The sequence below is a fragment of the Klebsiella michiganensis genome, assembly GCF_002925905.1.
In the GTDB taxonomy this organism is placed as follows: domain Bacteria; phylum Pseudomonadota; class Gammaproteobacteria; order Enterobacterales; family Enterobacteriaceae; genus Klebsiella; species Klebsiella michiganensis.
The window spans coordinates 30330-53331 of record NZ_PRDB01000005.1; the positions used below are offsets into that span (position 1 = coordinate 30330).

Below are 23002 nucleotides of genomic sequence, written 5' to 3' on the forward strand. Positions count from 1 at the left end.
GATGAAACGTACCGGGATATGGCTGGCGCTGGCGCTGGGTCTGGCATCGCACGGGGTGATGGCGAAAACGCTAAACGTGGTGAGCAGTTTTTCCGTGTTGGGCGATATGGTGCAGCAGATTGGCGGCGAACATGTGCATGTGGATACGCTAGTGGGGCCGGACGGCGATCCGCATACCTTCGAACCCTCGCCGAAAGACAGCGCGCTGCTGAACAACGCCGATGTGGTGGTGGTCAACGGCCTGGGGCTGGAGGGCTGGCTGGACCGGCTGATTAAAGCATCCGGGTTCAAAGGCGAGCTGGTGGTGGCTTCCCGCGGAGTCAAAACCCACACGCTTGAAGAAGATGGCGCAACGGTAACCGATCCGCATGCGTGGAACAGCGCCGCGAACGGTGCGCTGTACGCGCAGAATATCCTCAACGGCCTGGTGAAAGCCGACCCGGAAGATAAGTTGGCGCTGGAGGCTTCCGGCAAACGCTATATCAGCCAGCTTAACGAGATCGATCGCTGGGCTAAAAGCCAGTTCACCGCCATTCCACAGGCAAAGCGTAAGGTTCTGACCAGCCATGATGCTTTCGGCTATTTTGGCCGCGCCTATGGCGTGACCTTCCTCGCGCCACAGGGGCTATCTTCGGAAAGTGAGGCCAGCGCGGCGCAGGTGGCGGCATTAATTCGACAAATTAAAGCCGACGAGGTGCATACCTGGTTTATGGAAAATCAGCTGGATCCAAGACTGGTTAAACAGATTGCCAGCGCGACGGGCGCGCAGCCGGGAGGAGAGCTCTACCCTGAAGCCCTCTCTCAACCGGGCGGCGTGGCGGACAGCTACGTGAAAATGCTGCGTCACAACGTGGAGCTGATCGCGGCGAGTATGAAATAAATAAAAACCGGCCCGCGATGGGCCGGTTATCCGCCGCTATGGTTCTGCGAGTATCTGCTTGATTTTTTTGTTCAATGTGAATCCACTGGCAATACAGCCCACGCCCAGCAGGATCTGTACGCCTTCGAACAGCGGGTTGAATGAGCGGGTGAAAATATGCAGTAGCGCGGTTAGCAGCGAAACTGTGCCGCATACAAACAGGCACAGGCGCACCTGGCGAATTTTTTTCACGTTCTGCTCTGAGGTAAGCGTTGCTTTGGCCATTCCTGGTAACCTCTCATTTAACTCTTCCTTATATGTGCGGTGAATTGTGACACCGGCGCCCCCGGGCGGCTATCCGAAAATGCAGCGTTGGCTATAGCCGATGTTTTTCGCCAGCCGACTCGTAAATTCGTTACCTCGTCCCCATATCTTCGTTGAAAGTGCTATCTTTGATGGCCTCTTTGTACAGCTTACGTGGGGCGACGAATGACAGATTCGGAATTAATGCAGCTGAGCGAGCAGGTGGGGATGGCGCTGAAAGCGCGCGGTGCGACGGTGACCACGGCGGAGTCCTGCACCGGCGGCTGGGTCGCCAAAACCCTTACCGATATCGCCGGCAGTTCGGCATGGTTTGAGCGCGGTTTCGTCACTTACAGCAATGAAGCGAAATCGCAGATGATTGGCGTCAGCGAAGCGACGCTGCTTAGCCATGGCGCGGTGAGTGAACCGGTGGTGGTGGAGATGGCCATCGGCGCGCTGCGTGCGGCTCGCGCGGACTATGCCATTTCGGTCAGCGGCATCGCCGGGCCGGACGGCGGCAGCGCGGAAAAGCCGGTGGGAACCGTCTGGTTTGGCGTGGCCAGCGCCAGCGGACAGGGCGTAACCCGGCGCGAATGCTTTGCCGGAGACCGCGAGTCGGTACGCCGCCAGGCCACGGCCTACGCGCTAAATCTCCTCTGGCAACAATTTCTACAAAATACTTGATACTGTATGACTATACAGTATAATTGCTTCAACAGAACAGAATTCACTACCCGGTTACACCCGGCATGAGAGGAGTAATAATGGCTATCGACGAAAACAAACAGAAAGCGTTGGCGGCAGCACTGGGCCAGATCGAAAAACAATTCGGTAAAGGCTCCATCATGCGCCTGGGTGAAGACCGTTCCATGGATGTGGAAACTATCTCCACCGGCTCGCTTTCCCTTGATATCGCCCTGGGCGCAGGCGGCCTGCCGATGGGCCGTATCGTCGAGATCTACGGGCCTGAATCTTCCGGTAAAACCACGCTGACGCTGCAGGTTATCGCCGCCGCGCAGCGCGAAGGCAAAACCTGTGCGTTTATCGATGCGGAACACGCGCTGGACCCGGTTTACGCACGCAAGCTGGGCGTCGATATCGACAACCTGCTGTGCTCCCAGCCGGATACCGGCGAACAGGCTCTGGAAATCTGTGACGCGCTGGCGCGTTCCGGTGCGGTAGACGTTATCGTCGTTGACTCCGTTGCGGCGCTGACGCCGAAAGCGGAAATCGAAGGCGAAATCGGCGACTCTCACATGGGCCTCGCGGCGCGTATGATGAGCCAGGCGATGCGTAAACTGGCGGGCAACCTGAAGCAGTCCAACACCCTGCTCATCTTCATCAACCAGATTCGTATGAAAATTGGCGTGATGTTCGGTAACCCGGAAACCACCACCGGCGGTAACGCGCTGAAGTTCTACGCCTCCGTGCGTCTGGATATCCGTCGTATCGGTGCGGTGAAAGAGGGCGACAACGTTGTCGGCAGCGAAACCCGCGTTAAAGTGGTGAAAAACAAAATCGCCGCGCCGTTTAAACAGGCTGAATTCCAGATCCTCTACGGCGAAGGGATTAACTTCTTCGGTGAGCTGGTCGATCTCGGCGTGAAAGAGAAGCTGATTGAGAAAGCCGGCGCATGGTACAGCTATAACGGCGATAAAATCGGCCAGGGTAAAGCGAACGCCATCTCCTGGCTGAAAGAGAACCCGGCTGCGGCAAAAGAGATCGAGAAGAAAGTTCGTGAACTGCTGCTGAGCAATCAGGACTCCACGCCGGACTTCGCGGTTGATGGCAACAGCGAAGCGGAAACCGAACAAGATTTCTGATATCGTCTGAACAGACTAACAAGGGGCCGCTTATGCGGCCCTTTTGCTTTTTTTGATTAGCGAGGCTGACCGTGACTGAAACTTCATCCCGCCGCTCTGACTACGCCAGGCTGCTGGATCGCGCGATTCGCATTCTGGCAATGCGCGACCACAGCGAACAGGAGCTAAGGCGAAAACTGGCTGCACCGGTCATGAGCAAAAACGGCCCTGAAGCGTTAGATGTGACGCCGGAAGAGGTCGATAAAGTCGTTGAATGGTGCATTGAGAACCGCTATCTGGACGACGAACGCTTTGTCCGTCAGTTCATTGCCAGCCGCAGCCGCAAGGGGTATGGCCCGGCGCGCGTCCGCCAGGAGCTAAAGCAGAAGGGGATCTCCCGCGAGACGACAGAGGCAGCCATGCGCGAGTGCGAAATCGACTGGGCGCGGCTTGCCAAAGAGCAGGCGCAGCGAAAATATGGCGAACCCCTGCCCAGCGTATTTGCAGAAAAAGTCAAAATTCAGCGCTTTTTGCTCTACCGCGGCTATCTGATGGAGGATATTCAGGAAATCTGGCGAAATTTTGCAGATTGACCCATCCGGGATTTTACTTCCCCGTGAAGAAAACTTATCTTATTCCCACTTTATTTTCGTGAGTAGCCTGCCGGTCGATACTGGGTAGTGGCTGCCAGCGACATTTCGTTAGCTTGATTTCAGGATAATTATGAGCAAGAGCACCGCTGAGATCCGTCAGGCGTTTCTCGACTTTTTCCATAGTAAAGGACATCAGGTAGTTGCGAGCAGCTCCCTGGTGCCGCATAACGACCCGACCCTGCTGTTTACCAACGCCGGGATGAACCAGTTCAAGGATGTTTTCCTTGGTCTCGACAAACGTAATTATTCGCGCGCGACCACCGCGCAGCGTTGCGTTCGTGCGGGTGGTAAGCACAACGATCTGGAAAACGTCGGTTACACCGCGCGTCACCACACCTTCTTTGAAATGCTGGGTAACTTCAGCTTCGGCGATTATTTCAAGCAGGATGCCATCAAATACGCATGGGAACTGCTGACCGGTGAAAACTGGTTCGCCCTGCCGAAAGAAAAACTGTGGGTGACCGTCTACGAAACCGACGATGAAGCGTTCGATATCTGGGCGAATGAAGTTGGCGTACCGCGCGAGCGTATTATCCGCATCGGCGACAACAAAGGCGCGCCGTTTGCTTCCGATAACTTCTGGCAGATGGGTGACACCGGGCCGTGCGGTCCATGCACCGAAATCTTCTTCGACCATGGCGACCATATCTGGGGCGGCCCTCCGGGAACGCCGGAAGAAGACGGCGATCGCTATATTGAGATCTGGAATATCGTCTTTATGCAGTTCAACCGTCAGGCTGACGGGACAATGGAGCCGCTGCCGAAGCCGTCCGTGGATACCGGTATGGGCCTCGAGCGTATTGCCGCCGTGCTGCAGCACGTCAACTCCAACTACGATATCGACCTGTTCCGCGATCTGATTAAGAGCGTGGCGAAGGTTACCGGCGCGACCGATCTCTCGAACAAGTCGCTGCGCGTTATCGCTGACCACATTCGTTCCTGCGCGTTCCTGATTGCCGATGGCGTTATCCCGTCGAATGAAAACCGCGGCTACGTGCTGCGCCGCATCATTCGTCGCGCAATTCGCCATGGCAACATGCTGGGCGCGAAGGAGACCTTCTTCTGGAAACTGGTTGCCCCGCTGATTGACGTGATGGGTTCCGCCGGCGAAGAGCTGAAACAGCAGCAGGCTCAGGTTGAGCAGGTGCTGAAGACCGAAGAAGAGCAGTTTGCCCGTACGCTGGAGCGCGGACTGGCGCTGCTGGATGAAGAGCTGGCTAAACTGCAGGGCGACACGCTGGACGGCGAAACCGCTTTCCGCCTGTACGACACCTACGGCTTCCCGGTTGACCTGACCGCGGACGTTTGCCGCGAACGCAACATCAAGGTTGACGAAGCCGGCTTTGAAGCCGCGATGGAAGAGCAGCGCCGTCGCGCGCGCGAATCCAGCGGCTTTGGCGCGGACTACAATGCGATGATCCGCGTCGACGGCGCCTCTGAGTTTAAAGGCTATGACAGCCTGGAACTGAATGGCAAAGTCACCGCGCTGTTTATCGATGGTAAAGCGGTTGACGCGGTGAACGCCGGTCAGGAAGCGGTTGTTATCCTCGACCAGACGCCGTTCTACGCCGAATCCGGCGGCCAGGTGGGTGACAAAGGCGAACTGAAGGGCGCCGGTTTCTCCTTCCAGGTCAGCGACGCGCAGAAGTACGGCCAGGCAATTGGCCATATTGGTAAACTGACCAGCGGTTCGCTCAAAGTCGGCGACGCCGTGCAGGCCGATGTCGATCAGGCTCGCCGCCAGCGTATCCGCCTGAACCACTCCGCGACGCACCTGATGCACGCGGCGCTGCGCCAGGTTCTCGGTACGCACGTTGCGCAGAAAGGCTCTCTGGTCAACGACAAAGCATTGCGCTTCGACTTCTCGCATTTTGAAGCGATGAAGCCGGAGGAGATCCGTGCGGTAGAAGATCTGGTGAACGCGCAAATTCGTCGCAACCTGCCGATCGAAACCAATATCATGGATATTGACGCTGCGCGTGAATCCGGCGCGATGGCGCTGTTTGGCGAGAAGTATGACGATCGCGTTCGCGTGCTGAGCATGGGCGATTTTTCCACCGAGCTGTGCGGCGGTACGCACGCCTCGCGCACCGGTGATATCGGCCTGTTCCGCATTACCTCTGAATCCGGTACCGCCGCTGGCGTGCGCCGTATCGAAGCGGTGACCGGCGAAGGCGCGATGGCGATGCTGCACGCGCAGAGCGATCTGCTGGGCGATATTGCACAGCTGCTGAAAGGGGATACCCACAGCCTTGGTGACAAAGTCCGCGCCGCGTTAGAACGCAGCCGTCAGCTGGAAAAAGAGCTGCAGCAGCTGAAAGAGCAGGCTGCCGTGCAGGAGAGCGCAAATCTCTCCAGCAAAGCGGAAGAGATTAACGGCGTTAAGCTGCTGGTCAGCGAGCTGGCCGGCGTTGAGCCGAAAATGCTGCGTACTATGGTTGACGATCTGAAAAATCAGCTGGGTTCAACGATTGTCGTGTTGGCCACGGTCGCAGAAGGTAAGGTTTCTCTGATTGCAGGTGTGTCTAAGGATGTGACAGACCGCGTGAAAGCCGGGGAACTGATTGGTATGGTCGCCCAGCAGGTGGGCGGTAAAGGGGGCGGTCGTCCGGATATGGCGCAAGCCGGCGGTACCGATGCGTCTGCTCTCCCTGCTGCGTTAGCCAGTGTGAAAGGCTGGGTAAGCGCAAAACTGTAATAACTATAATTGCATAGATGCTGTGATTCTCGGATTACAGCATCTTGCGCGAGAAGCACTGATAACGATAAAGTCGGGTTGAAGTTGTGTATATCGGCTAAACTTAGGTTTAACAGAATGTGATGCCGTGACTGCTTACACCGTAGGGTGTTTGTCATCGCTTACTTTTTGGCGTTATATGATGGATAATGCCGGGATACGAGAGACCCGACTCTTTTAATCTTTCAAGGAGCAAAGAATGCTGATTCTGACTCGTCGAGTTGGTGAGACCCTCATGATTGGAGATGAGGTCACTGTGACAGTTTTAGGGGTGAAGGGTAACCAGGTACGTATTGGCGTTAATGCCCCTAAAGAAGTCTCCGTGCATCGTGAAGAGATCTACCAGCGTATCCAGGCTGAAAAATCCCAGCAGTCCAGTTACTAAGGTTTTCGCGCCTCGCTATTTTGTGAGGCGCCTCCTTCCACCCGCCGTTTTTGCCAATTTTCCTCTCCGATAGCCTCTCATTTTTGTCTCTTTCTCCGCATCCGCGACAGTTATCTTTTGCGTTAGCCGCGGCGTAATCAGCAATTTCTTGTTGATAAAATACTCTTTTTGCCGTTTTCACAGGCTAATTGCGCGGGAAGTGTGCAAACGAAAAAAAGGTCTCGAAAAAAGGTTTGACTTATAAGTACCAGAAAGTAATATGTGCGCCATCGCAGCGACGAAGAGCAGAAACAAGTTCTTCGAAGCACTCGTAAGAGGCGTGTGGTGAGGTGGCCGAGAGGCTGAAGGCGCTCCCCTGCTAAGGGAGTATGCGGTCAAAAGCTGCATCCGGGGTTCGAATCCCCGCCTCACCGCCATTTTGCATCCGTAGCTCAGCTGGATAGAGTACTCGGCTACGAACCGAGCGGTCGGAGGTTCGAATCCTCCCGGATGCACCATATTCTCCACACCTTCAGCAACGAAGGTGTGAATGAGGTGGCGGTATTAGCCGCAAGCACCAGGGAGGATAACGTTGCTTTAGCAACGGCCCGAAGGGCGAGCCGCAAGGCGAGTCATCCTCCCGGATGCACCATCTTACTTGATACAGCTTTAGCAGCAGTATCAAAATCTGCAGTAAAGTAAGTTTCCCGATGCATCCGTAGCTCAGCTGGATAGAGTACTCGGCTACGAACCGAGCGGTCGGAGGTTCGAATCCTCCCGGATGCACCATCTTCTCCGAGATAGCAGCTACGCTGTTGTTTCACGGTCTGCGAGATAATCGCCAGCACCGGGGAGGATAACGTTGCTTCAGCAACGGCCCGAAGGGCGAACCGAGTGAGTCATCCTCCCGGATGCACCATCTCTTACTTGATACGGCTTTAGCAGCAGTATCAATATCGGCAGTAAAGCAAGTTTCCCGATGCATCCGTAGCTCAGCTGGATAGAGTACTCGGCTACGAACCGAGCGGTCGGAGGTTCGAATCCTCCCGGATGCACCATCTTCTCCAGGATAGCAGTCACGCTGTTGTTTCACGGTCTGCGAAATAATCGCCAGCGCCGGGGAGGATAACGTTGCTTCAGCAACGGCCCGAAGGGCGAACCGAGTGAGTCATCCTCCCGGATGCACCATCTCTTACTTGATACGGCTTTAGCAGCGGTATCAATATCGGCAGTAAAGCAAGTTTCCCGATGCATCCGTAGCTCAGCTGGATAGAGTACTCGGCTACGAACCGAGCGGTCGGAGGTTCGAATCCTCCCGGATGCACCATCTTCTCCGAGATAGCAGCTACGCTGTTGTTCCATGGTCTGCGAGATAATCGCCAGCGCCAGGGAGGATAACGTTGCTTCAGCAACGGCCCGAAGGGCGAACCCAGTGAGTCATCCTCCCGGATGCACCATCTTCTCCGAGATAGCAGCCACGCTGTTGTTTCACGGCCAGCCACTCTCCTTGCCTCAAAACCCCTTAAGCGCAATCATTCACCTTATTCTTCAGCACTTTTTTCATTGGCAACTCCCTCTTTCCACTATAATTTATTCCTGTATATCGATCTGATTTTGGGTGAGATAAGTGCAAGGAGAGAAATCCATGAAATGGTTCAAAGCAATATCTGCGTTTTGCGCGACGCTTCTGGTCGCCGTATCGCTGGCGGGCTGCGCAGGTTCGTCCACAAAGGAAAGTACTGGTGGGTACATTGACGATACCGTCGTGACCACCAAAGTCAAAACCGCGCTCTTCAATGATAAAGAGATTAAGTCTTCGGAAATTAGCGTCCAGACCTTTAAAGGTCGTGTACAGCTGAGCGGCTTTGTCTCATCCGCCGAAAGCGCTAAACGTGCGGTAGAAGTGACGCGAAAAGTGCAGGGCGTTCGCGTGGTGGAGAACGATTTAAGAATCAAATAAACGCATCAGATTGCATCTGTATCGACAAGGGCGCCTTCGAGCGCCCTTGTCGCATCTGCCGCTGGCAGCGACAAACCTGACCTTTTGCGTTACAGTAAGACCTCCTTAACCGGTTGGTGAGAAGACGATGTACGAACGTTATGCAGGACTGATTTTTGATATGGATGGCACGATCCTCGATACCGAGCCGACGCATCGTAAGGCATGGAACGAGGTTCTCGGACGTTACGGTATGCGTTTTGATATGCAGGCTATGGTCGCGCTTAACGGCTCTCCAACCTGGCGGATTGCTCAGGCCATTATCGAATTAAACCAGGCTGATTTAGATCCTCACCTTCTGGCGCGGGAAAAGACGGACGCGGTGAAAGCGATGCTGCTTGATAGCGTCCGTCCTCTGCCGCTGATTGAAGTGGTTAAAGAGTGGCACGGTCGTCGTCCGATGTCAGTCGGTACCGGCAGCGAGAGCGCCGTTGCTGAAGCGCTGCTGGCCCATCTGGGCCTGCGTCACTACTTCTCGGCGGTGGTTGCCGCCGATCATGTCGCCAACCATAAACCCGCTCCTGATACTTTCTTACTCTGCGCTGAGCGCATGGGCGTTGCGGCGGAAAAATGCGTGGTCTTTGAAGATGCGGACTTCGGTCTGCAGGCGGCGAAGCGCGCCGGAATGGATGCCGTGGACGTGCGATTGTTGTGAGCGACGCGCTGTCGCTGATATCGCTGTTTGCCAGCAGCTTTTTAAGCGCCACGCTGCTTCCCGGTAACTCGGAAGTGGTGTTGATCGCCATGCTCCTGGCGGGGGTGAGTCAGCCGTGGTTACTGGTTTTAATAGCAATAATCGGTAATAGCCTTGGAGGGGTAACTAACGTTATTCTGGGGCGCCTGTTTCCGCTGCGCAAAACATCGCGCTGGCAGGAGAAGGCGACCGGCTGGCTGAGGCGTTACGGCGCGGTCACGCTATTATTAAGCTGGGCGCCTGTTATAGGCGATTTGCTGTGTTTACTGGCGGGATGGATGCGCATTTCCTGGGGACCAGTGCTCTTTTTTTTATGCCTTGGCAAAGCATTACGCTATATCGTCATTGCGGCGATAACGCTTCAGGGCATGACGTGGTGGCACTAATTGGACTGACGGTTCAACCATTACAATTATGCTAATTCAAACGATTTCGACAGGCGGGAGGTCAAATTGATCCCGGACGTATCACAGGCGCTGGCCTGGCTGGAAAAAAATCCGCAGGCGCTGCAGGGTATTCAACGTGGTCTTGAACGCGAAACGCTGCGCGTCAACGCTGACGGCACGCTGGCCACTACCGGTCATCCGCAGGCACTGGGTTCAGCGCTGACTCATAAATGGATTACCACCGATTTTGCCGAAGCTTTGCTGGAATTTATTACGCCGGTTGATGGCGATATCCAGCATATGCTCACCCTCATGCGCGATGTTCATCGCTATACCGCACGCCATATTGGCGACGAGCGGATGTGGCCGCTGAGCATGCCTTGCTATATCGCGCCCGGCCAGGATATTGAACTGGCGCAGTACGGGACCTCTAATATTGGCCGCCTGAAAACGCTGTATCGCGAAGGCCTGAAAAATCGCTACGGCGCGCTGATGCAAACCATCTCCGGCGTGCACTATAACTTCTCGCTGCCGATGGCTTTCTGGCAGGCTAAGTGCGGCGTTGAGGATGCTGAAAGCGGTAAAGAGGCGATTTCCGCGGGCTATTTCCGCTCCATTCGCAACTATTACCGTTTTGGTTGGGTGATTCCATACCTGTTCGGCGCCTCTCCGGCGATCTGCTCATCGTTCCTGCAGGGCAAACCGACGGCGCTGCCGTTTGAGAAAGCCGGCAACGGCATGTACTACCTGCCGTATGCGACCTCGTTGCGTCTGAGCGATCTGGGCTATACCAATAAATCGCAAAGCAATCTCGGAATTACGTTTAACGATCTCTACGAGTATGTGGCAGGATTGAAGCGGGCGATTAAAACGCCTTCCGAAGAGTATGAAAATATCGGGCTGGAGAAAGACGGTAAGCGTCTGCAAATCAACAGCAACGTGCTGCAGATCGAAAACGAGCTGTACGCGCCGATTCGCCCGAAACGCGTGACCCGCAGCGGCGAAACGCCTTCCGACGCGCTGCTGCGCGGCGGTATTGAGTACATTGAAGTTCGCTCCCTGGATATCAACCCGTTCTCACCGATTGGCGTTGATGAGCAGCAGGTGCGTTTCCTCGATCTGTTTATGGTCTGGTGCGTGCTGGCCGATGCGCCGGAGATGAGCAGCGACGAGCTGCTGTGCACGCGCACCAACTGGAATCGGGTGATTCTGGAAGGCCGTAAACCGGGCCTGACGCTGGGTATTGGCTGCGAAACCGCTCAGTTCCCGCTGGCTCAGGTCGGCAAAGATCTGTTCCGCGATTTACGCCGCGTGGCGCAAACGCTGGATAGCATCCACGGATGCCAGGCCTATCAGCAGGTCTGCGATGAGCTGGTCGCCTGCTTCGATAATCCGGAATTAACCTTCTCGGCGCGCATTCTGCGTTCTATGCTTGAAGAGGGGATTGGCGGTACCGGCAGAGAGCTGGCCGATCGGTATCGGACGATGCTGCGCGAAGAGCCGCTGGAAATTTTAAGCGAAGCGGATTTTGTCGCCGAGCGTGAAGCATCGGTACAGCGTCAGAAGAAGGTGGAGGCGGCGGATAGCGAGCCGTTTGAAGCGCTACTGGCGAGGCACGCGTAGTTTTACGAGCCGTAAAAAAGAAAACGGCCACATCACTGTGGCCAAACTTTCATCTCTGATTCAGGGATGATGATGATAATAAATGCGCGTCTTTCATATACTCAGACTCGCGGCCTCAAAAAGAGTTCATTTTATTTTAAAAAAAATCACTATCGGAGGTGAAGAATGCCGTTGTTAGATAGTTTCACAGTCGACCATACCCGAATGGAAGCGCCTGCGGTGCGTGTCGCGAAGAAAATGAACACGCCTCACGGCGATGAAATCACCGTTTTCGATCTGCGATTCTGCGTGCCAAACCAGGAAGTGATGCCGGAAAGAGGCATTCACACCCTTGAGCACCTGTTTGCCGGCTTCATGCGCGATCACCTGAACGGCAATGGTGTGGAAATTATCGACATCTCTCCGATGGGCTGCCGCACCGGGTTCTATATGAGCCTGATCGGTACGCCGGACGAGCAGCGCGTCGCGGATGCCTGGAAAGCGGCGATGGCCGACGTGCTGAAGGTGAAAGATCAGAATCAGATCCCGGAGCTGAACGTTTATCAGTGCGGAACCTACACCATGCACTCGCTGGAGGAAGCTCAGGAAATCGCTCGCCATATTATTGAGCGCGATGTCCGCGTCAACAGCAACGATGAGCTGGCGCTGCCGAAAGAAAAACTGCAAGAACTGCACATCTAGTGCTTCTGCCACGGCCCGGCGAACCGCGTCGGGCCGCTACTCCCTGACGCCGCGATGTCGACGACTTTAACCTTCAATTTTCAACACCGTTCGCTGGTGCCTTTTGCCCATGATTACGCCCATGGCGATAGCGAACCCTGGCATCAGCACGATTGCGCCCAGCTGCTGCATATCCTCAGCGGCGTGGTGCGGGTGGAAACCGCGCAGGGTTATTGGGTTGTGCCGCCGGGGCGTGGCGTCTGGCTGCCCGCAGGTACGCCGCATACCCTACGGGTGACAGGCGTCGCGGCCGCGCGAACCCTGTTTATCGATCCCCTTGCCCGGGCCGATCTCCCCTCATCCTGCCAGATAGTCCAGGTGACTCCGCTGCTGCGTGAACTGATCGTCGCGTCGCTGACGCTGGCGGAATCCTGTGCGCCGGGCAGCCGCGATGAACGCATTTACGAACTGATCCTCGATGAAATTCGCGGCATGGCGGTGCTGCCGTTTGGCCTACCGGAGCCGCAAAGCGAAGCGCTGCGCCGTTTATGCCAGAAGGTAAGAGAAGCGCCCGGCGAACCCTGGAGCAGCGCCGAGGCGGCGAAGGAGAGCAGCATGAGCGAGCGCACGCTGAATCGTCATTTTCAGCAGCAGACCTCGCTCACCTGGAGCGAGTGGGTGCGCCGGGCGAAGCTGATGGAAGCGCTGGTTCGCCTGGCACAGGGGCATTCGGTACTGCGGGTGGCGCTGGATCTCGGCTACGGTAGCCATAGCGCTTTTAGCGCCATGTTTCGCCGGGTGATAGGCGTGGCCCCCAGCGACTACTTCCGCTCGCCGGCGTAATGGCCTGCGCTCATCGCATTGCACAACGCCTGCAGCGAGGCGCGCGCCACGTCGCTATCAATTCCTACCCCCCAGCGGCTGTCGCCATTCGGGAAGACGCAGCGAATATAGGCCACTGAACGGCTGTCGCTACGTTCGCCGAGGGTATGCTCATGATAATCTTTAATCACGATGTGTTGCTTTAACAGGCCGCTCAGCCCGCTGGCGGCGGCGGACAGCAGGCCGTTGCCGCGGCTCTGCAGTCGTCGCGTTTCACCGGCGATGCGCAGGGTCGCCTGCAGAGAAAGCTGGCCGTCCTGCTGGCTATCGCTTTGGTAATCCAGCAGCGCAAGCGGCGGCTGGGGCAGAAGTCCGTAGCGGGCGCGAAACAGCTGCCACAGCGCGTTCTGGGTCATCTCTTTACCATGCGTATCGGTTTCGTGCTGAACGTGCAGGCTAAAATCCTGCTGCAGCGCGCGCGGCAGCTTCAGGCCATGATTCTGCTCAATCAGCCACGCGCTGCCGCTTTTGCCGGACTGGCTGTTGACGCGGATCACCGCTTCGTAGCTACAGCCGATATCCTGCGGGTCGATGGGCAGATAGGGCATTTCCCAGCGATCGCCGGGCCGGCGGGCATCGAACCCTTTTTTGATCGCATCCTGATGCGAGCCGGAAAAGGCGGTATAGGCGAGGCTTCCCGCCCAAGGGTGGCGCGGATGAACCGGGATCTGGTTGCAGCTTTCGACAATTTCGACCACCCGGTTCATTTCGGAGAAGCTGAGCCGGGGATCGACGCCCTGGCTGTAGAGATTCATCGCCAGCGTCACCAGACAGACGTTACCGGTGCGTTCGCCGTTGCCGAACAGGCAGCCTTCGACGCGGTCGGCGCCGGCCATCACCGCCAGCTCCGCGCTGGCGACGCCGGTTCCCCGGTCGTTATGCGGATGGACGCTGATGCACACATCGGCGCGGCGCGAGAAGTGACGACAAAAATACTCAATTTGATCGGCATAAACGTTAGGCGTGCTCACTTCTACCGTCGCGGGCAGATTGATAATCATCGGCCGTTCGGCGCAGGGCTGCCAGATTTCCGCCACCGCTTCGCAAATCTCCAGCGCGAATTCCGGCTCGGTGAAGCAGAAGGTTTCCGGGGAATACTCGTATTGCCAGCGGGTCTGCGGCTGCTGTTCACTCTGCTGGCGGATAAGCCGGGTGGCGCGGGTCGCCAGCTCGACCACCTGCGCTTTGTTCATTCCAAAAACCAGCTCGCGGAACAGCGGAGCGGTGGCGTTATAGAGGTGAACGGTGGCGCGGTGGGCATCGCGCAGCGATTCGAAGGTCCTGAGGATTAAATCTTCCCGCGCCTGGGTCAGCACCTGAATCGTCACATCCTGCGGGATACGCCGTTCTTCAATCAGTTGACGCACAAAGTTGAAATCGGTTTGCGAAGCCGAGGGAAACGCCACCTCGATCTCTTTAAATCCGCACTCCAGCAGCAAGTCCCAGAACTGCAGCTTGCGCGCGCTGTCCATCGGCTCGGCCAGCGCCTGGTTGCCGTCGCGCAGGTCGGTGGAGAGCCAGCGGGGGGCGCGGGCTATTTTTTGCTCCGGCCAGCGGCGGTCGGGCAGGGCAATCGGCGGATAGGGACGGTATTTTTCACCGGGTTGAGTCAGCATGATTTTCTCCTTCTTAGCGGATCTTCATCGTGCACGACAGAGCGAAAAGGCATCTCCAGCGAACTGGACATCAACTAGCGTAAACCGGACAACCTGCGTTTTGGGCAATAAAAAAGGGATCCGCAGATCCCTTCAGGTCAAACCTTAGTGCGCGCCGCCGCCGCCGCCCCCGGCGCTAAACGGCGGCCTGGCAAACCATACCAGCCCGAGCAGTAGGATAAATATCGCCGCCGAGAACCAGAAAATTTCGTTGGCGGAGATAATCAGCCCCTGGTTGGTTATCTGCTGCGCTATCCAGCCGGACGCCTGCTGTTGCGTCATCCCTAATCCCTGCAGCTGATCGTACATCTGCTGGGCGTTGGGATTATACGGCGTCACCGATTCGGTAAGCTGAGCATGGTGCAGCGCCTCGCGGTTCGTCCACATGGTGGTGGTAATCGAGGTGCCGATGGAGCCCGCCAGGGTACGCGTGAAGTTCGACAGGCTCGATGCCGCCGCCAGACGTTCCGGCGGCAGGCCGGACAGCGTGATGGTCGTCAGCGGCATAAAGAAGCAGGCCACCGCGAAGCCCTGGATAAACTGCGGCCACGCCGAGGCGCCGAAGTCCATACCCGGTTCGAAGGTCCACGCGCGCCAGTAGAAACAGACCGCGTACATAATAAAGCTGAAGGTGACCAGCCGACGCATATCCAGCTTATGCGCGAAGCGGCCGATAATCGGCGACAGGATAACCGGGATCACCCCGACCGGCGCCGAGGCCAGACCGGCCCAGGTGGCGGTATAGCCGTATACCTCCTGCAGTAGCTGCGGCAACAGCACGATAGCGCCGAAGTAGAGCATATAGGCGAGGCTGATACACAGGCAGCCGATGGTGAAGTTTCGCGACTTAAAGAGCGACAGGTCGACTATCGGGTTGTCGTCGGTTAGCTCCCAGACGATCAGGAAGCTTATCGCCACCACCGCGACAATGGTCAGGATGATGATCTCGTTTGAGGCGAACCAGTCCAGCTCTTTACCCCGGTCGAGCATCACCTGCAGGCTACCGATACCAATAATCAGCAGCGCCAGGCCAACGCCGTCAATCCGCCGCTGCTCGGTGCGGGTTTCGCGGTTGCGCAGGGTCTGTAGCGTCATGACCACCACGGCGATGCCAATCGGCACGTTGATAAAGAAGATCCAGCCCCAGTGGTAGTTGTCGCTGATATAGCCGCCGAGGATGGGGCCGCAAATCGGCGCGACGATCACCGTCATTGACCACAGCGCCAGGGCGATAGAGCGCTTGGCGGGCGGGTAGTTGCTGAGCAGCAGACTTTGCGACAGCGGGATTAGCGGACCGGCGACGATCCCCTGAATCACGCGGAAGAAAATCAGCATCGTCAGGCTGTTTGACATGCCGCAGGCCCAGGAGGCGATGGCGAACGCCACCGTCGACCAGAGGAACAGCTTCACTTCACCTACGCGCTTTGCCAGCCAGCCGGTAATCGGAATGGAGATAGCGTTCGCCACCCCAAACGAGGTGATAACCCAGGTCCCCTGGCTCAACGATGAGCCAAGGTTACCGGCGATGGTGGGGATGGCCACGTTGGCGATGGTGGAGTCCAGCACCTGCATAAAGGTCGCGAGCGACAGCGCAATGGTCATAATGACCAGCTGCGCGCCTTCCAGCGGTTTTTGCTGTTGCATTACGCTCACCCCGAATTATCCGGCGTTGGCCTGGATGATGTCGTTTATCAGCTTATTGACCGGCTCAAGGCCGATTTCGCGGGCATTACTTTCGTAAACCGGAGAGCTGCGCACCTGGCTTGCCAGCATCTCGCCGCCGCGGTCGGTGGTGTTCACCTCAACCAGGGTCGAAAGGCCGATGCGCAGCGGGTGCTCTGCCAGCTGTTTTTCATCCAGCTCGATACGTACCGGCAGGCGCTGAACCACTTTGATCCAGTTGCCGGTGGCGTTCTGCGCGGGCAGCAGCGAGAAGGCGCTACCGGTGCCCATATCGAGGCCGACCACTTTACCGGTATATTTCACATCGTCACCATAAATATCGCTGATCACGGTGGCCGGCTGACCGATACGCATGTGCGCCAGCTGGGTTTCTTTAAAGTTGGCGTCAATCCACAGGTTGGTCGCCGGCACGACGGCCATCAGCGGGGTGGTGGTGCTGATTTGCGCGCCGGGCTGTACGGAGCGACGCGAAACGTAGCCGCTAATCGGGCTGACGATTTTCGTCCGCTGCAGAGCCAGCCAGGCGTTACGCACTTCGGTGGCCGCTTGTAGTACCGCAGGCTGCTGTTCCAGCTTCGTGCCCAGAACGATCGCCTGATTGGCGTTGTATTGCTGAATCGCCACGTCCAGTTCGGCCTGCGCGCTGGCAACCGTGTCGCGCGCGTGCTGCAGCTCTTCGCGGCCAATCAGGTTGGCGGCCCCCAGCGGAATACGACGGTTAAGGTCGGTCTGCGCCTGGGAAAGCGCGGTTTTTTTCACGTCGATGCTGGCCTGCAGCTGCTTGCTGTTGATCATCTGCTGGCGCGTTTGACGTACGCTGGCGGCCAGCTGGGTTTGCGCTTTTTCAAACGCCTGCTGGGCATCGGTCTGGTCGAGGGTGACCAGCGGATCGCCTTTTTGCACGTAGTCGGTGTTGTCGGCCCAGACTTTCGTCACGCTGCCGGACACCTGCGCCATAATTTGTACCTGATTCCCTGCCACGTACGCGTCGTCGGTCTCTTCGAAGTGACGCAGTACCAAAAACCAATAAATCCCGTATGCCACGGCAACAATAATAAAGAGCAAGGTCAGCAGCAGGAGGGCGCCTTTACGTTTCCCTTTTTTGCTGCCCGGTTGCTGCGGGGTTTGGCTCTCCGCATTTGCGCTCATGTTATTCTCCACGATCTTATTATTTCACATCGGCTGAGCCGACCTGTTTATCAGAAAGGCCAGCAGAAGATCTGCTGGCCTGTCCGTTTTCCTTGTCAATCCAGAAAAATTGTTGAGCGGTTGGTTCCGCGCTTAGCGCAGAGACTCCGCAAGCACGCCATCCTCTTCCATTTGGTCAAGGCGACCAAGCAGCTTACGGGTGATGTGCTCGAGCTGATCTTTTTCGCTGGTGCTTAAAGAAGACCAGAGTTGATGCAGGCAGTTGTGCTGCGGGGGTAACACTTCGCGCAGGAACTGATGCCCCTTTTCGGTAAGCTGTAAATGCAGGCAGCGACGATCGTTATCGCTTTCGCGGCGCTCAATCCAGCCGCGTTTTTCCAGCTCGTCGGCAATGCGCGTGGCGTTGGTACGCGAAGAGCCCAGCGCGCAGCTCAGCTCGGAAGGCTGAATGCTGTGGTTTTCCTGAGACTCGAGCGTGATCAGCGCCATAAACAATGTCTCGTTAATCCCTTGCGCTTTCAGCATCTTGTTGCGGTTTTCCAGCAGCTTTCCCTGCATATGCATGCAAAGACGGGTGAGCAGAATCTCCTGAAAAGGAAAGTCTTCGTGACGGCTGGCGCGGAACTTGAGCATTTGCTCAATGGGAGTAAACGAACTATCCATTTTGGTTATGACCTCATTAATTACAGTCGATATAATAACTATTGTGACAAATAAATCAAATGAATTATTGACAGAAATTGATACTTTAAGCTTATAGCCATGTGCCGATTTTCCAGACAACACCGTAGGTTAGGGCGCTTAATAGTGTAGGCAAAATAATGCTGCGCGTTTTCCAGAAAGCCAGGCCCAGCACGGCGAAGCCAGCCAGCGTGGGCAGCAGGCGGCGGGCATCGTGGAGAATTTCCGGTACGCTGGAGACCACCAGCAGCGCGCAAATAGAGGCGATGCCGATGGTGTCCAGCAGCACGCTGACCGGCCCGCGACGCGTCGGACGCGCGTTCCCGGCGCGCAGGCGCAGCGGCAGATAGCGGAACAGATAATTTACGCAGCCGACCACGACGCCGATAATTAAAACATCACTGTTCATCGGGCATCCCCTCAATGCTGGCCTGCACCAGCGCGGTCGGACAGCCGCAGACGATCCCGGCAAGGATGGCGGCGGGAATGGAAAACAGGATGATCCCCCCCAGCGCCCCTGCCAGCGCGGCGGTTACGCTAAGCGACTGCTTGCGCTGGAAAGAAGCCAGCAAAAAGCTCATAAACAGCGCGGGAAGCATAAAGCCCAGAGCCGCTTCCACCGCCGGAAAGTCGGTCAGCAGGCCGCTGCCCGAATAAGCGCCGATCAGCGTACCGAAGACCCATGACGCCCAGGACATCAAAGCGATACCGATCATCCAGTTTTCGCTCCAGCGTCGATTGTCGCGTACCAGTTTAGCGGTGGCGGCGGCAAAGACCTCATCGGTCAGGCCGAATGCCCATACCGCGGTTTTTTTCTTGCTCAGCGCGCGCTGGATGCGGCTGCGCAGGGAAGGGCCGTAGAGAACGTGGCGAACGTCCATCGCCATGACGGTGAGCGCGGCGACCCACAGCGAGCTTCCCGCCGCCAGCATCGCGGTGATCACGAACTGGCTGGCGCCCGCGTAAATAATGCAGGAGAAGAACAGGCTTTCCAGCGGAGTGAAGCCGAGCTTAGTAGCGTTGAGGCCGAAGGCGAAGGCCACGGGAATATAGCTGATGACGATCGGCAGGCTGTCTTTCAGGCCTTCAGCCAGCGTGGCCGCGTCAGCGGGAGGAGAGTGCGTCAATGCGTCAGGATTTTCCATAGGAATTGCTTATTAATAACTCACGTGAAAATCACATGATTAAACAGGTGGATTTACCTTAGCAGAGAGCGGTGCGGCTTAACAGTAACGAAAACGTTGATGGCTAAAGTTATGCAGTTTATTTGCATATCAATCCATCATTTAGAACAGGAGATGTCGTGTTGTGCAGGATGCAGTCTTCCCCGGGGCGGCGCAAAGCGCCTTGCCCGGGCTACGGCTTTTGTAGCCCGGGCAGATGCGTAACATCGCCTCCGGGAATTGGCTATAAAGTGGGAGACTATTTCTGCGCGGCCAGCGCTTCGTTCACCCAGCCGTCAAACTGCTGCTGGTGGGCTTTGATCCAGCCGTCGACGTGGCTCTGGATATCTGCTTCTGAACCATGTCCCTCGTGCATCATGGCATTCTCGGCGTTGATGTCGGCAATCGGCAGCTTCATGATGCTAAACAGCTTCGCCGCCGCCGGGTTTTTCTCGGCCCAGGCTTTATTGGCGACGATATGCATGGTGCTGACCGGGAAGCCGTAGTTGGCGCCATTAGAGAGCTTCGTGTCGATATTCTTTTGCACACCCGGCAGGGAGGAGAATGGCACCTGCAGCCAGACGACGTCTTTACCCGGCTTCAGCACATCGCTGACCCAGTAAGGGGTCCAGGTGTAGTAGATGACCGGCTTGCCCTCTTTATAACGGGCAATTGTGTCGGCCATCATGGCGGCATAGTTACCCTGATTGTGGGTGACGGTATTATTCAGGCCATAGGCATCAAGCTGATGGTTGATCACCGCTTCACAGCCCCAGCCCGGGGTGCAGCCGGTCAGGTCGGCTTTACCGTCGCCGTTGGTGTCAAACAGTTTGGCGATTTTCGGGTCTTTTAACTGATCGATAGATTTAATGTGGTACTGCTCGGCCGTTTTCTTATCAATCAGATAGCCCTGCGCCGCACCGTTCACAAACACGCCTTCGCGGTAGAACTTTTTATCCCCGCCGGCGGCAGCGTACATATCGTCGTGCAGGGGCTGCCAGTTGACGGCGGTAAAAGTGGCGTCGCCGGAGGCGAGCGAAGTATAGCCAACGTTGTAATCCACTTCGCTCGGCTTATCGACGGTATAACCGAGTTTCTCCAGCGCGCGGCTGACCAGCAGGGTCTGGAAGGTCTCTTCCGAAATGGTGCTCTGAATCGGCTTAACGGTAATGCCTTTGCCAGGCAGATCCGCCGCGAAGGCGGTGGTGGAAATGAGGGCGGTTAACGCTGTGGCAAGGATCGCTGTATGTCGCATCGTTGTTCCTTTTACTTATCAGAAGGGAAGTCTATCCCCCGGCTAACGGGGGGATGGGCTCTTATTTACAGAAAGGGCGAGTTATCAGCCCCAGTGGGCCGGTTGCATACCAGCGGCGGTTGCCGCGGCTGCGTGAGTCCCGTCCTACGGCCTGAGTCAGACGGTCAAGAATAATGGCGAGGATAACAATCCCGACGCCGCCAACGGTGGCCAGGCCCATATCAAGGCGACCGATGCCGCGCAGTACCATCTGGCCGAGACCGCCAACGGCAATCATTGAGGCGATGACCACCATCGACAGGGCCAGCATCAGCGTCTGGTTGACCCCAGCCATAATCGTCGGCATGGCCAGCGGTAGCTGAACCTTAAACAACAGCTGACGCGGGCTGGCGCCGAAGGAGCGCGACGCTTCAATCAGATCCGCCGGCACCTGGTTAATCCCCAGAATGGTCAGACGAACAATCGGCGGCAGGGCGAAGATAATGGTGACCACCACGCCCGGAACGTTGCCGATACCGAACAGCATCACAATGGGCACCAGGTAGACAAACGCCGGCGTGGTCTGCATCGCGTCGAGCAGCGGACGGATAATTTTCGCCGCTCGCGGGCTCCGCGCCAGCCATATGCCAAGCGGCAGGCCGATCAGCATACAAAACAGCAGCGCGGTCAGCACCAGCGCCAGGGTCACCATCGCCTGCGACCAGGCGCCGATAGCGCCAATAGCGATCAGCGAAATCAGCGTCGCCGCGCCCATGCCGACGCTGGAAATCTGCCAGGCAATCAGCGAGAAAATAATAATCGCCACCGGCGCCGGCATACCCAGCAGCAGCTGCTGGAAGGCGCTCAGGATGTAATCCACCGGTACGCGTATTCCCTGGAATACCGGACGAAAATGCATCACGACCCAGTCGATACCGTGCGTGACCCAGCTGTCGAGCGGGATTAGCGTTTTATGGAACGGGTCCATAATATTGAAGTGTTCCGGCTGCGGCGCGGGCGCGCTGCTCAGCCAGTCGGCACCGCCGCCATCGGTCGGCGCCGGCGTAGAGGTGCCCCAGGCATCGGCGGATTGCGCTGCGCTATCCGCCGCCGGTGCGGTGTCCCACGGGTTAGATTGATCAGCCATTGTTTGCCCCCTCGCGATCTAAAGCCTGCAGCAGCATCCGTTTGGAAATGATGCCGATGTACTGGTGCCCCTCGTCGACAACCGGCACCGCGCACGGTGCATGGCCGACGTGAGAGAGCAGCTCGCTGAGCGGCGTTTGCGCATCCACCGCCTGCGGTGAGTCGATTAACGCCGCATCAATTCCCTGACCTTCGCTTAGCGCGGCTTTCAGGGAATCAATGGAGACAATGCCAACAAACTTATTCCCGCGTTCAATGACATAGCCATATTCGCGGTCTTCATCCTGCAGCAATTTCAGCGCGGAACGCGGGCCAAAGCCGGGCGTTTTGCGAATCAGCCCCACCGGGCTACGGCGGGCAATATCTTTGGCGCTGAACACCTGGCTAATATCGACGCCGCGGAAGAAGGTTCGGACATAATCATTGGCCGGATTATTGAGTATTTCATCCGGCGTACCGACCTGAACCACTTCACCATTTTGCATAATGGCAATCCGATCGCCAATACGCATGGCTTCATCAAGATCGTGGGAAATAAAGACCACGGTACGCTGATGTCTGGCCTGTAATTTAGTGAGCTCATCCTGCATCTCGGTACGAATTAACGGGTCGAGTGCGGAGAAGGCTTCATCCATTAACAGAATATCGGGATTAATCGCCAGCGCGCGGGCGAGACCAACGCGCTGGCGCATGCCGCCGGAGAGTTCGTCCGGGTAGGCATGAGCGTAGTTTTCCAGGCCGACCTGGCGCAGCGCCTCCAGCGCTTTCTCCTGGCGTTCCTGAGTCGGCACGCCGGCCAGCTCCATGCCGAAAGCGGCGTTGTCGAGCACGGTCATATGCGGCATAAGCGCAAAGGATTGAAAAACCATCGCAATTTTTTTTCTGCGCACCTCGCGGAGCTCGGCGTCAGAGATTTTAGCGATATCGACGCCGTCGATCAGGACCTGGCCGCGGGTGGGTTCAATCAGGCGATTGAGAAGGCGAACCATGGTAGATTTCCCCGATCCGGAGAGCCCCATGATGACGAATATCTCGCCTTCTTCAATGGTCAGACTGGCGTTCTTTACGCCAAGCGATAACCCCGTCTTTTCCAGTATTTGTTCTTTCGATAGTCCTTTATCGATATATTTGAAAGCCCGCTGCGGGTGCTCGCCAAATATCTTATAGAGATTCTTGATTTCTAATTTAATTGCCATGCAATAGAGTGTTTCCTGTTATTTATTAATATCGATACGGTACCCGGTGATGATAATTGCTTTTTTACACCCTAACATACTGAGAATCTGTGACAACCCTTTATGTGGCGTTGCCAGGGAAATGCGCAAGGGA

22 protein-coding genes and 5 tRNA genes are annotated in these 23002 nt (G+C 56.7%); 17 read left to right on the forward strand and 10 right to left on the reverse strand.

The window, feature by feature from the left end; all coding sequences use genetic code 11:
• Nucleotide 1: 1 nt before the first annotated feature.
• Entirely contained in the window at nt 2–880 is an 879-nt protein-coding gene (locus CDA56_RS13615) for a metal ABC transporter substrate-binding protein (protein WP_014226514.1), read from the forward strand.
• 36 nt (nt 881–916) lie between these two features.
• On the opposite strand, the gene CDA56_RS13620 is transcribed toward CDA56_RS13615, so the two are convergent.
• Nucleotides 917–1144, reverse strand: coding sequence for a hypothetical protein (locus CDA56_RS13620; protein WP_025107287.1), 228 nt, complete (start codon nt 1142–1144; stop codon nt 917–919).
• 204 nt (nt 1145–1348) lie between these two features.
• Here CDA56_RS13620 and pncC point away from each other — a divergent pair, with 204 nt between their 5' ends.
• The 16 genes from pncC to CDA56_RS13700 all read left to right on the forward strand — a co-directional run bounded on the left by pncC (nt 1349) and on the right by CDA56_RS13700 (nt 12923).
• Nucleotides 1349–1846: a nicotinamide-nucleotide amidase gene (gene pncC, locus CDA56_RS13625; protein ID WP_014226512.1), complete on the forward strand. Its 498-nt coding sequence runs from the start codon at nt 1349–1351 to the stop codon at nt 1844–1846.
• Nucleotides 1847–1926: 80 nt separating this feature from the next.
• Nucleotides 1927–2985 carry a recombinase RecA gene (recA, locus tag CDA56_RS13630; protein WP_004104808.1) on the forward strand — a complete coding sequence of 353 codons (1059 nt, stop codon included), beginning with the start codon at nt 1927–1929 and terminating at the stop codon, nt 2983–2985.
• Between the two features lie 71 nt (nt 2986–3056).
• A complete protein-coding gene (gene recX, locus CDA56_RS13635; protein ID WP_009651620.1) occupies nt 3057–3557 on the forward strand; it encodes a recombination regulator RecX in 501 nt (166 codons plus the stop codon).
• Between the two features lie 130 nt (nt 3558–3687).
• A complete protein-coding gene (gene alaS / locus CDA56_RS13640) occupies nt 3688–6315 on the forward strand; it encodes an alanine--tRNA ligase (RefSeq protein ID WP_032720437.1) in 2628 nt (875 codons plus the stop codon).
• A gap of 238 nt (nt 6316–6553) precedes the next feature.
• Entirely contained in the window at nt 6554–6739 is a 186-nt protein-coding gene (gene csrA / locus CDA56_RS13645; RefSeq protein WP_000906486.1) for a carbon storage regulator CsrA, read from the forward strand.
• A 323-nt stretch (nt 6740–7062) separates the two neighbouring features.
• Nucleotides 7063–7155 (forward strand) — tRNA-Ser (locus CDA56_RS13650).
• Nucleotides 7156–7159: 4 nt separating this feature from the next.
• Nucleotides 7160–7236, forward strand: a tRNA-Arg gene (locus tag CDA56_RS13655).
• 194 nt (nt 7237–7430) lie between these two features.
• Nucleotides 7431–7507: transfer RNA gene (locus tag CDA56_RS13660), tRNA-Arg, on the forward strand.
• Between the two features lie 192 nt (nt 7508–7699).
• Nucleotides 7700–7776, forward strand: a tRNA-Arg gene (locus tag CDA56_RS13665).
• Nucleotides 7777–7968: 192 nt separating this feature from the next.
• Nucleotides 7969–8045: transfer RNA gene (locus CDA56_RS13670), tRNA-Arg, on the forward strand.
• 318 nt (nt 8046–8363) lie between these two features.
• Nucleotides 8364–8678, forward strand: a complete 315-nt coding sequence (locus tag CDA56_RS13675) for a BON domain-containing protein (RefSeq protein WP_004853477.1) — start codon at nt 8364–8366, stop codon at nt 8676–8678.
• Nucleotides 8679–8805: 127 nt separating this feature from the next.
• On the forward strand, nt 8806–9372 hold the full coding sequence (yqaB, locus tag CDA56_RS13680) for a fructose-1-phosphate/6-phosphogluconate phosphatase (RefSeq protein ID WP_014226508.1): 567 nt from the start codon (nt 8806–8808) through the stop codon (nt 9370–9372).
• On the forward strand, nt 9369–9797 hold the full coding sequence (locus CDA56_RS13685) for a YqaA family protein (protein ID WP_025107289.1): 429 nt from the start codon (nt 9369–9371) through the stop codon (nt 9795–9797). The genes yqaB and CDA56_RS13685 overlap by 4 nt, the downstream gene beginning before the upstream one ends.
• A gap of 66 nt (nt 9798–9863) precedes the next feature.
• On the forward strand, nt 9864–11420 hold the full coding sequence (gene gshA, locus CDA56_RS13690; protein ID WP_025107290.1) for a glutamate--cysteine ligase: 1557 nt from the start codon (nt 9864–9866) through the stop codon (nt 11418–11420).
• 165 nt (nt 11421–11585) lie between these two features.
• On the forward strand, nt 11586–12101 hold the full coding sequence (gene luxS, locus CDA56_RS13695) for an S-ribosylhomocysteine lyase (protein WP_004104795.1): 516 nt from the start codon (nt 11586–11588) through the stop codon (nt 12099–12101).
• A gap of 54 nt (nt 12102–12155) precedes the next feature.
• The gene (locus CDA56_RS13700) at nt 12156–12923 is read left to right on the forward strand and encodes an AraC family transcriptional regulator (protein WP_049103504.1); all 768 of its coding nucleotides are present in this window, start codon (nt 12156–12158) and stop codon (nt 12921–12923) included.
• On the opposite strand, the gene leuA is transcribed toward CDA56_RS13700, so the two are convergent.
• The 9 genes from leuA to proV form a co-directional block, all read right to left on the reverse strand.
• Complete coding sequence (gene leuA, locus CDA56_RS13705; protein WP_103813812.1) at nt 12902–14578, reverse strand: 2-isopropylmalate synthase; 1677 nt, start codon at nt 14576–14578, stop codon at nt 12902–12904. The two genes, CDA56_RS13700 and leuA, sit on opposite strands and share 22 nt — an antisense overlap.
• A 144-nt stretch (nt 14579–14722) precedes the next feature.
• Nucleotides 14723–16261 (reverse strand): multidrug efflux MFS transporter permease subunit EmrB, encoded by a 1539-nt coding sequence (gene emrB, locus CDA56_RS13710; RefSeq protein ID WP_004123984.1) that lies wholly within the window; start codon nt 16259–16261, stop codon nt 14723–14725.
• Between the two features lie 15 nt (nt 16262–16276).
• On the reverse strand, nt 16277–17449 hold the full coding sequence (gene emrA / locus CDA56_RS13715) for a multidrug efflux MFS transporter periplasmic adaptor subunit EmrA (protein ID WP_049068984.1): 1173 nt from the start codon (nt 17447–17449) through the stop codon (nt 16277–16279).
• Between the two features lie 132 nt (nt 17450–17581).
• Nucleotides 17582–18112 (reverse strand): transcriptional repressor MprA, encoded by a 531-nt coding sequence (gene mprA, locus CDA56_RS13720; protein ID WP_004104785.1) that lies wholly within the window; start codon nt 18110–18112, stop codon nt 17582–17584.
• Between the two features lie 91 nt (nt 18113–18203).
• Nucleotides 18204–18539 (reverse strand): L-valine transporter subunit YgaH, encoded by a 336-nt coding sequence (ygaH, locus tag CDA56_RS13725; protein ID WP_009652550.1) that lies wholly within the window; start codon nt 18537–18539, stop codon nt 18204–18206.
• A complete protein-coding gene (locus CDA56_RS13730) occupies nt 18529–19275 on the reverse strand; it encodes an AzlC family ABC transporter permease (protein WP_103813810.1) in 747 nt (248 codons plus the stop codon). The genes ygaH and CDA56_RS13730 overlap by 11 nt, the downstream gene beginning before the upstream one ends.
• A 277-nt stretch (nt 19276–19552) precedes the next feature.
• A complete protein-coding gene (proX, locus tag CDA56_RS13735) occupies nt 19553–20548 on the reverse strand; it encodes a glycine betaine/L-proline ABC transporter substrate-binding protein ProX (RefSeq protein WP_004853458.1) in 996 nt (331 codons plus the stop codon).
• Nucleotides 20549–20609: 61 nt separating this feature from the next.
• Nucleotides 20610–21674 carry a glycine betaine/L-proline ABC transporter permease ProW gene (gene proW / locus CDA56_RS13740; protein ID WP_004853456.1) on the reverse strand — a complete coding sequence of 355 codons (1065 nt, stop codon included), beginning with the start codon at nt 21672–21674 and terminating at the stop codon, nt 20610–20612.
• Nucleotides 21667–22869 carry a glycine betaine/L-proline ABC transporter ATP-binding protein ProV gene (gene proV, locus CDA56_RS13745; protein WP_014226499.1) on the reverse strand — a complete coding sequence of 401 codons (1203 nt, stop codon included), beginning with the start codon at nt 22867–22869 and terminating at the stop codon, nt 21667–21669. Before proV ends, proW begins: the two co-directional genes overlap by 8 nt.
• Nucleotides 22870–23002: the final 133 nt, after the last annotated feature.

Coding starts and splice junctions, on each gene's coding strand:
- CDA56_RS13615 (WP_014226514.1), top strand. CDS start 2: ATGAAACGTACCGGGATATGGCTGGCGCTGGCGCTGGGTCTGGCATCG.
- CDA56_RS13620 (WP_025107287.1), bottom strand. CDS start 1,144: ATGGCCAAAGCAACGCTTACCTCAGAGCAGAACGTGAAAAAAATTCGC.
- pncC (WP_014226512.1), top strand. CDS start 1,349: ATGACAGATTCGGAATTAATGCAGCTGAGCGAGCAGGTGGGGATGGCG.
- recA (WP_004104808.1), top strand. CDS start 1,927: ATGGCTATCGACGAAAACAAACAGAAAGCGTTGGCGGCAGCACTGGGC.
- alaS (WP_032720437.1), top strand. CDS start 3,688: ATGAGCAAGAGCACCGCTGAGATCCGTCAGGCGTTTCTCGACTTTTTC.
- csrA (WP_000906486.1), top strand. CDS start 6,554: ATGCTGATTCTGACTCGTCGAGTTGGTGAGACCCTCATGATTGGAGAT.
- CDA56_RS13675 (WP_004853477.1), top strand. CDS start 8,364: ATGAAATGGTTCAAAGCAATATCTGCGTTTTGCGCGACGCTTCTGGTC.
- yqaB (WP_014226508.1), top strand. CDS start 8,806: ATGTACGAACGTTATGCAGGACTGATTTTTGATATGGATGGCACGATC.
- luxS (WP_004104795.1), top strand. CDS start 11,586: ATGCCGTTGTTAGATAGTTTCACAGTCGACCATACCCGAATGGAAGCG.
- CDA56_RS13700 (WP_049103504.1), top strand. CDS start 12,156: ATGTCGACGACTTTAACCTTCAATTTTCAACACCGTTCGCTGGTGCCT.
- leuA (WP_103813812.1), bottom strand. CDS start 14,578: ATGCTGACTCAACCCGGTGAAAAATACCGTCCCTATCCGCCGATTGCC.
- emrB (WP_004123984.1), bottom strand. CDS start 16,261: ATGCAACAGCAAAAACCGCTGGAAGGCGCGCAGCTGGTCATTATGACC.
- emrA (WP_049068984.1), bottom strand. CDS start 17,449: ATGAGCGCAAATGCGGAGAGCCAAACCCCGCAGCAACCGGGCAGCAAA.
- mprA (WP_004104785.1), bottom strand. CDS start 18,112: ATGGATAGTTCGTTTACTCCCATTGAGCAAATGCTCAAGTTCCGCGCC.
- ygaH (WP_009652550.1), bottom strand. CDS start 18,539: ATGAACAGTGATGTTTTAATTATCGGCGTCGTGGTCGGCTGCGTAAAT.
- CDA56_RS13730 (WP_103813810.1), bottom strand. CDS start 19,275: ATGGAAAATCCTGACGCATTGACGCACTCTCCTCCCGCTGACGCGGCC.
- proX (WP_004853458.1), bottom strand. CDS start 20,548: ATGCGACATACAGCGATCCTTGCCACAGCGTTAACCGCCCTCATTTCC.
- proW (WP_004853456.1), bottom strand. CDS start 21,674: ATGGCTGATCAATCTAACCCGTGGGACACCGCACCGGCGGCGGATAGC.
- proV (WP_014226499.1), bottom strand. CDS start 22,869: ATGGCAATTAAATTAGAAATCAAGAATCTCTATAAGATATTTGGCGAG.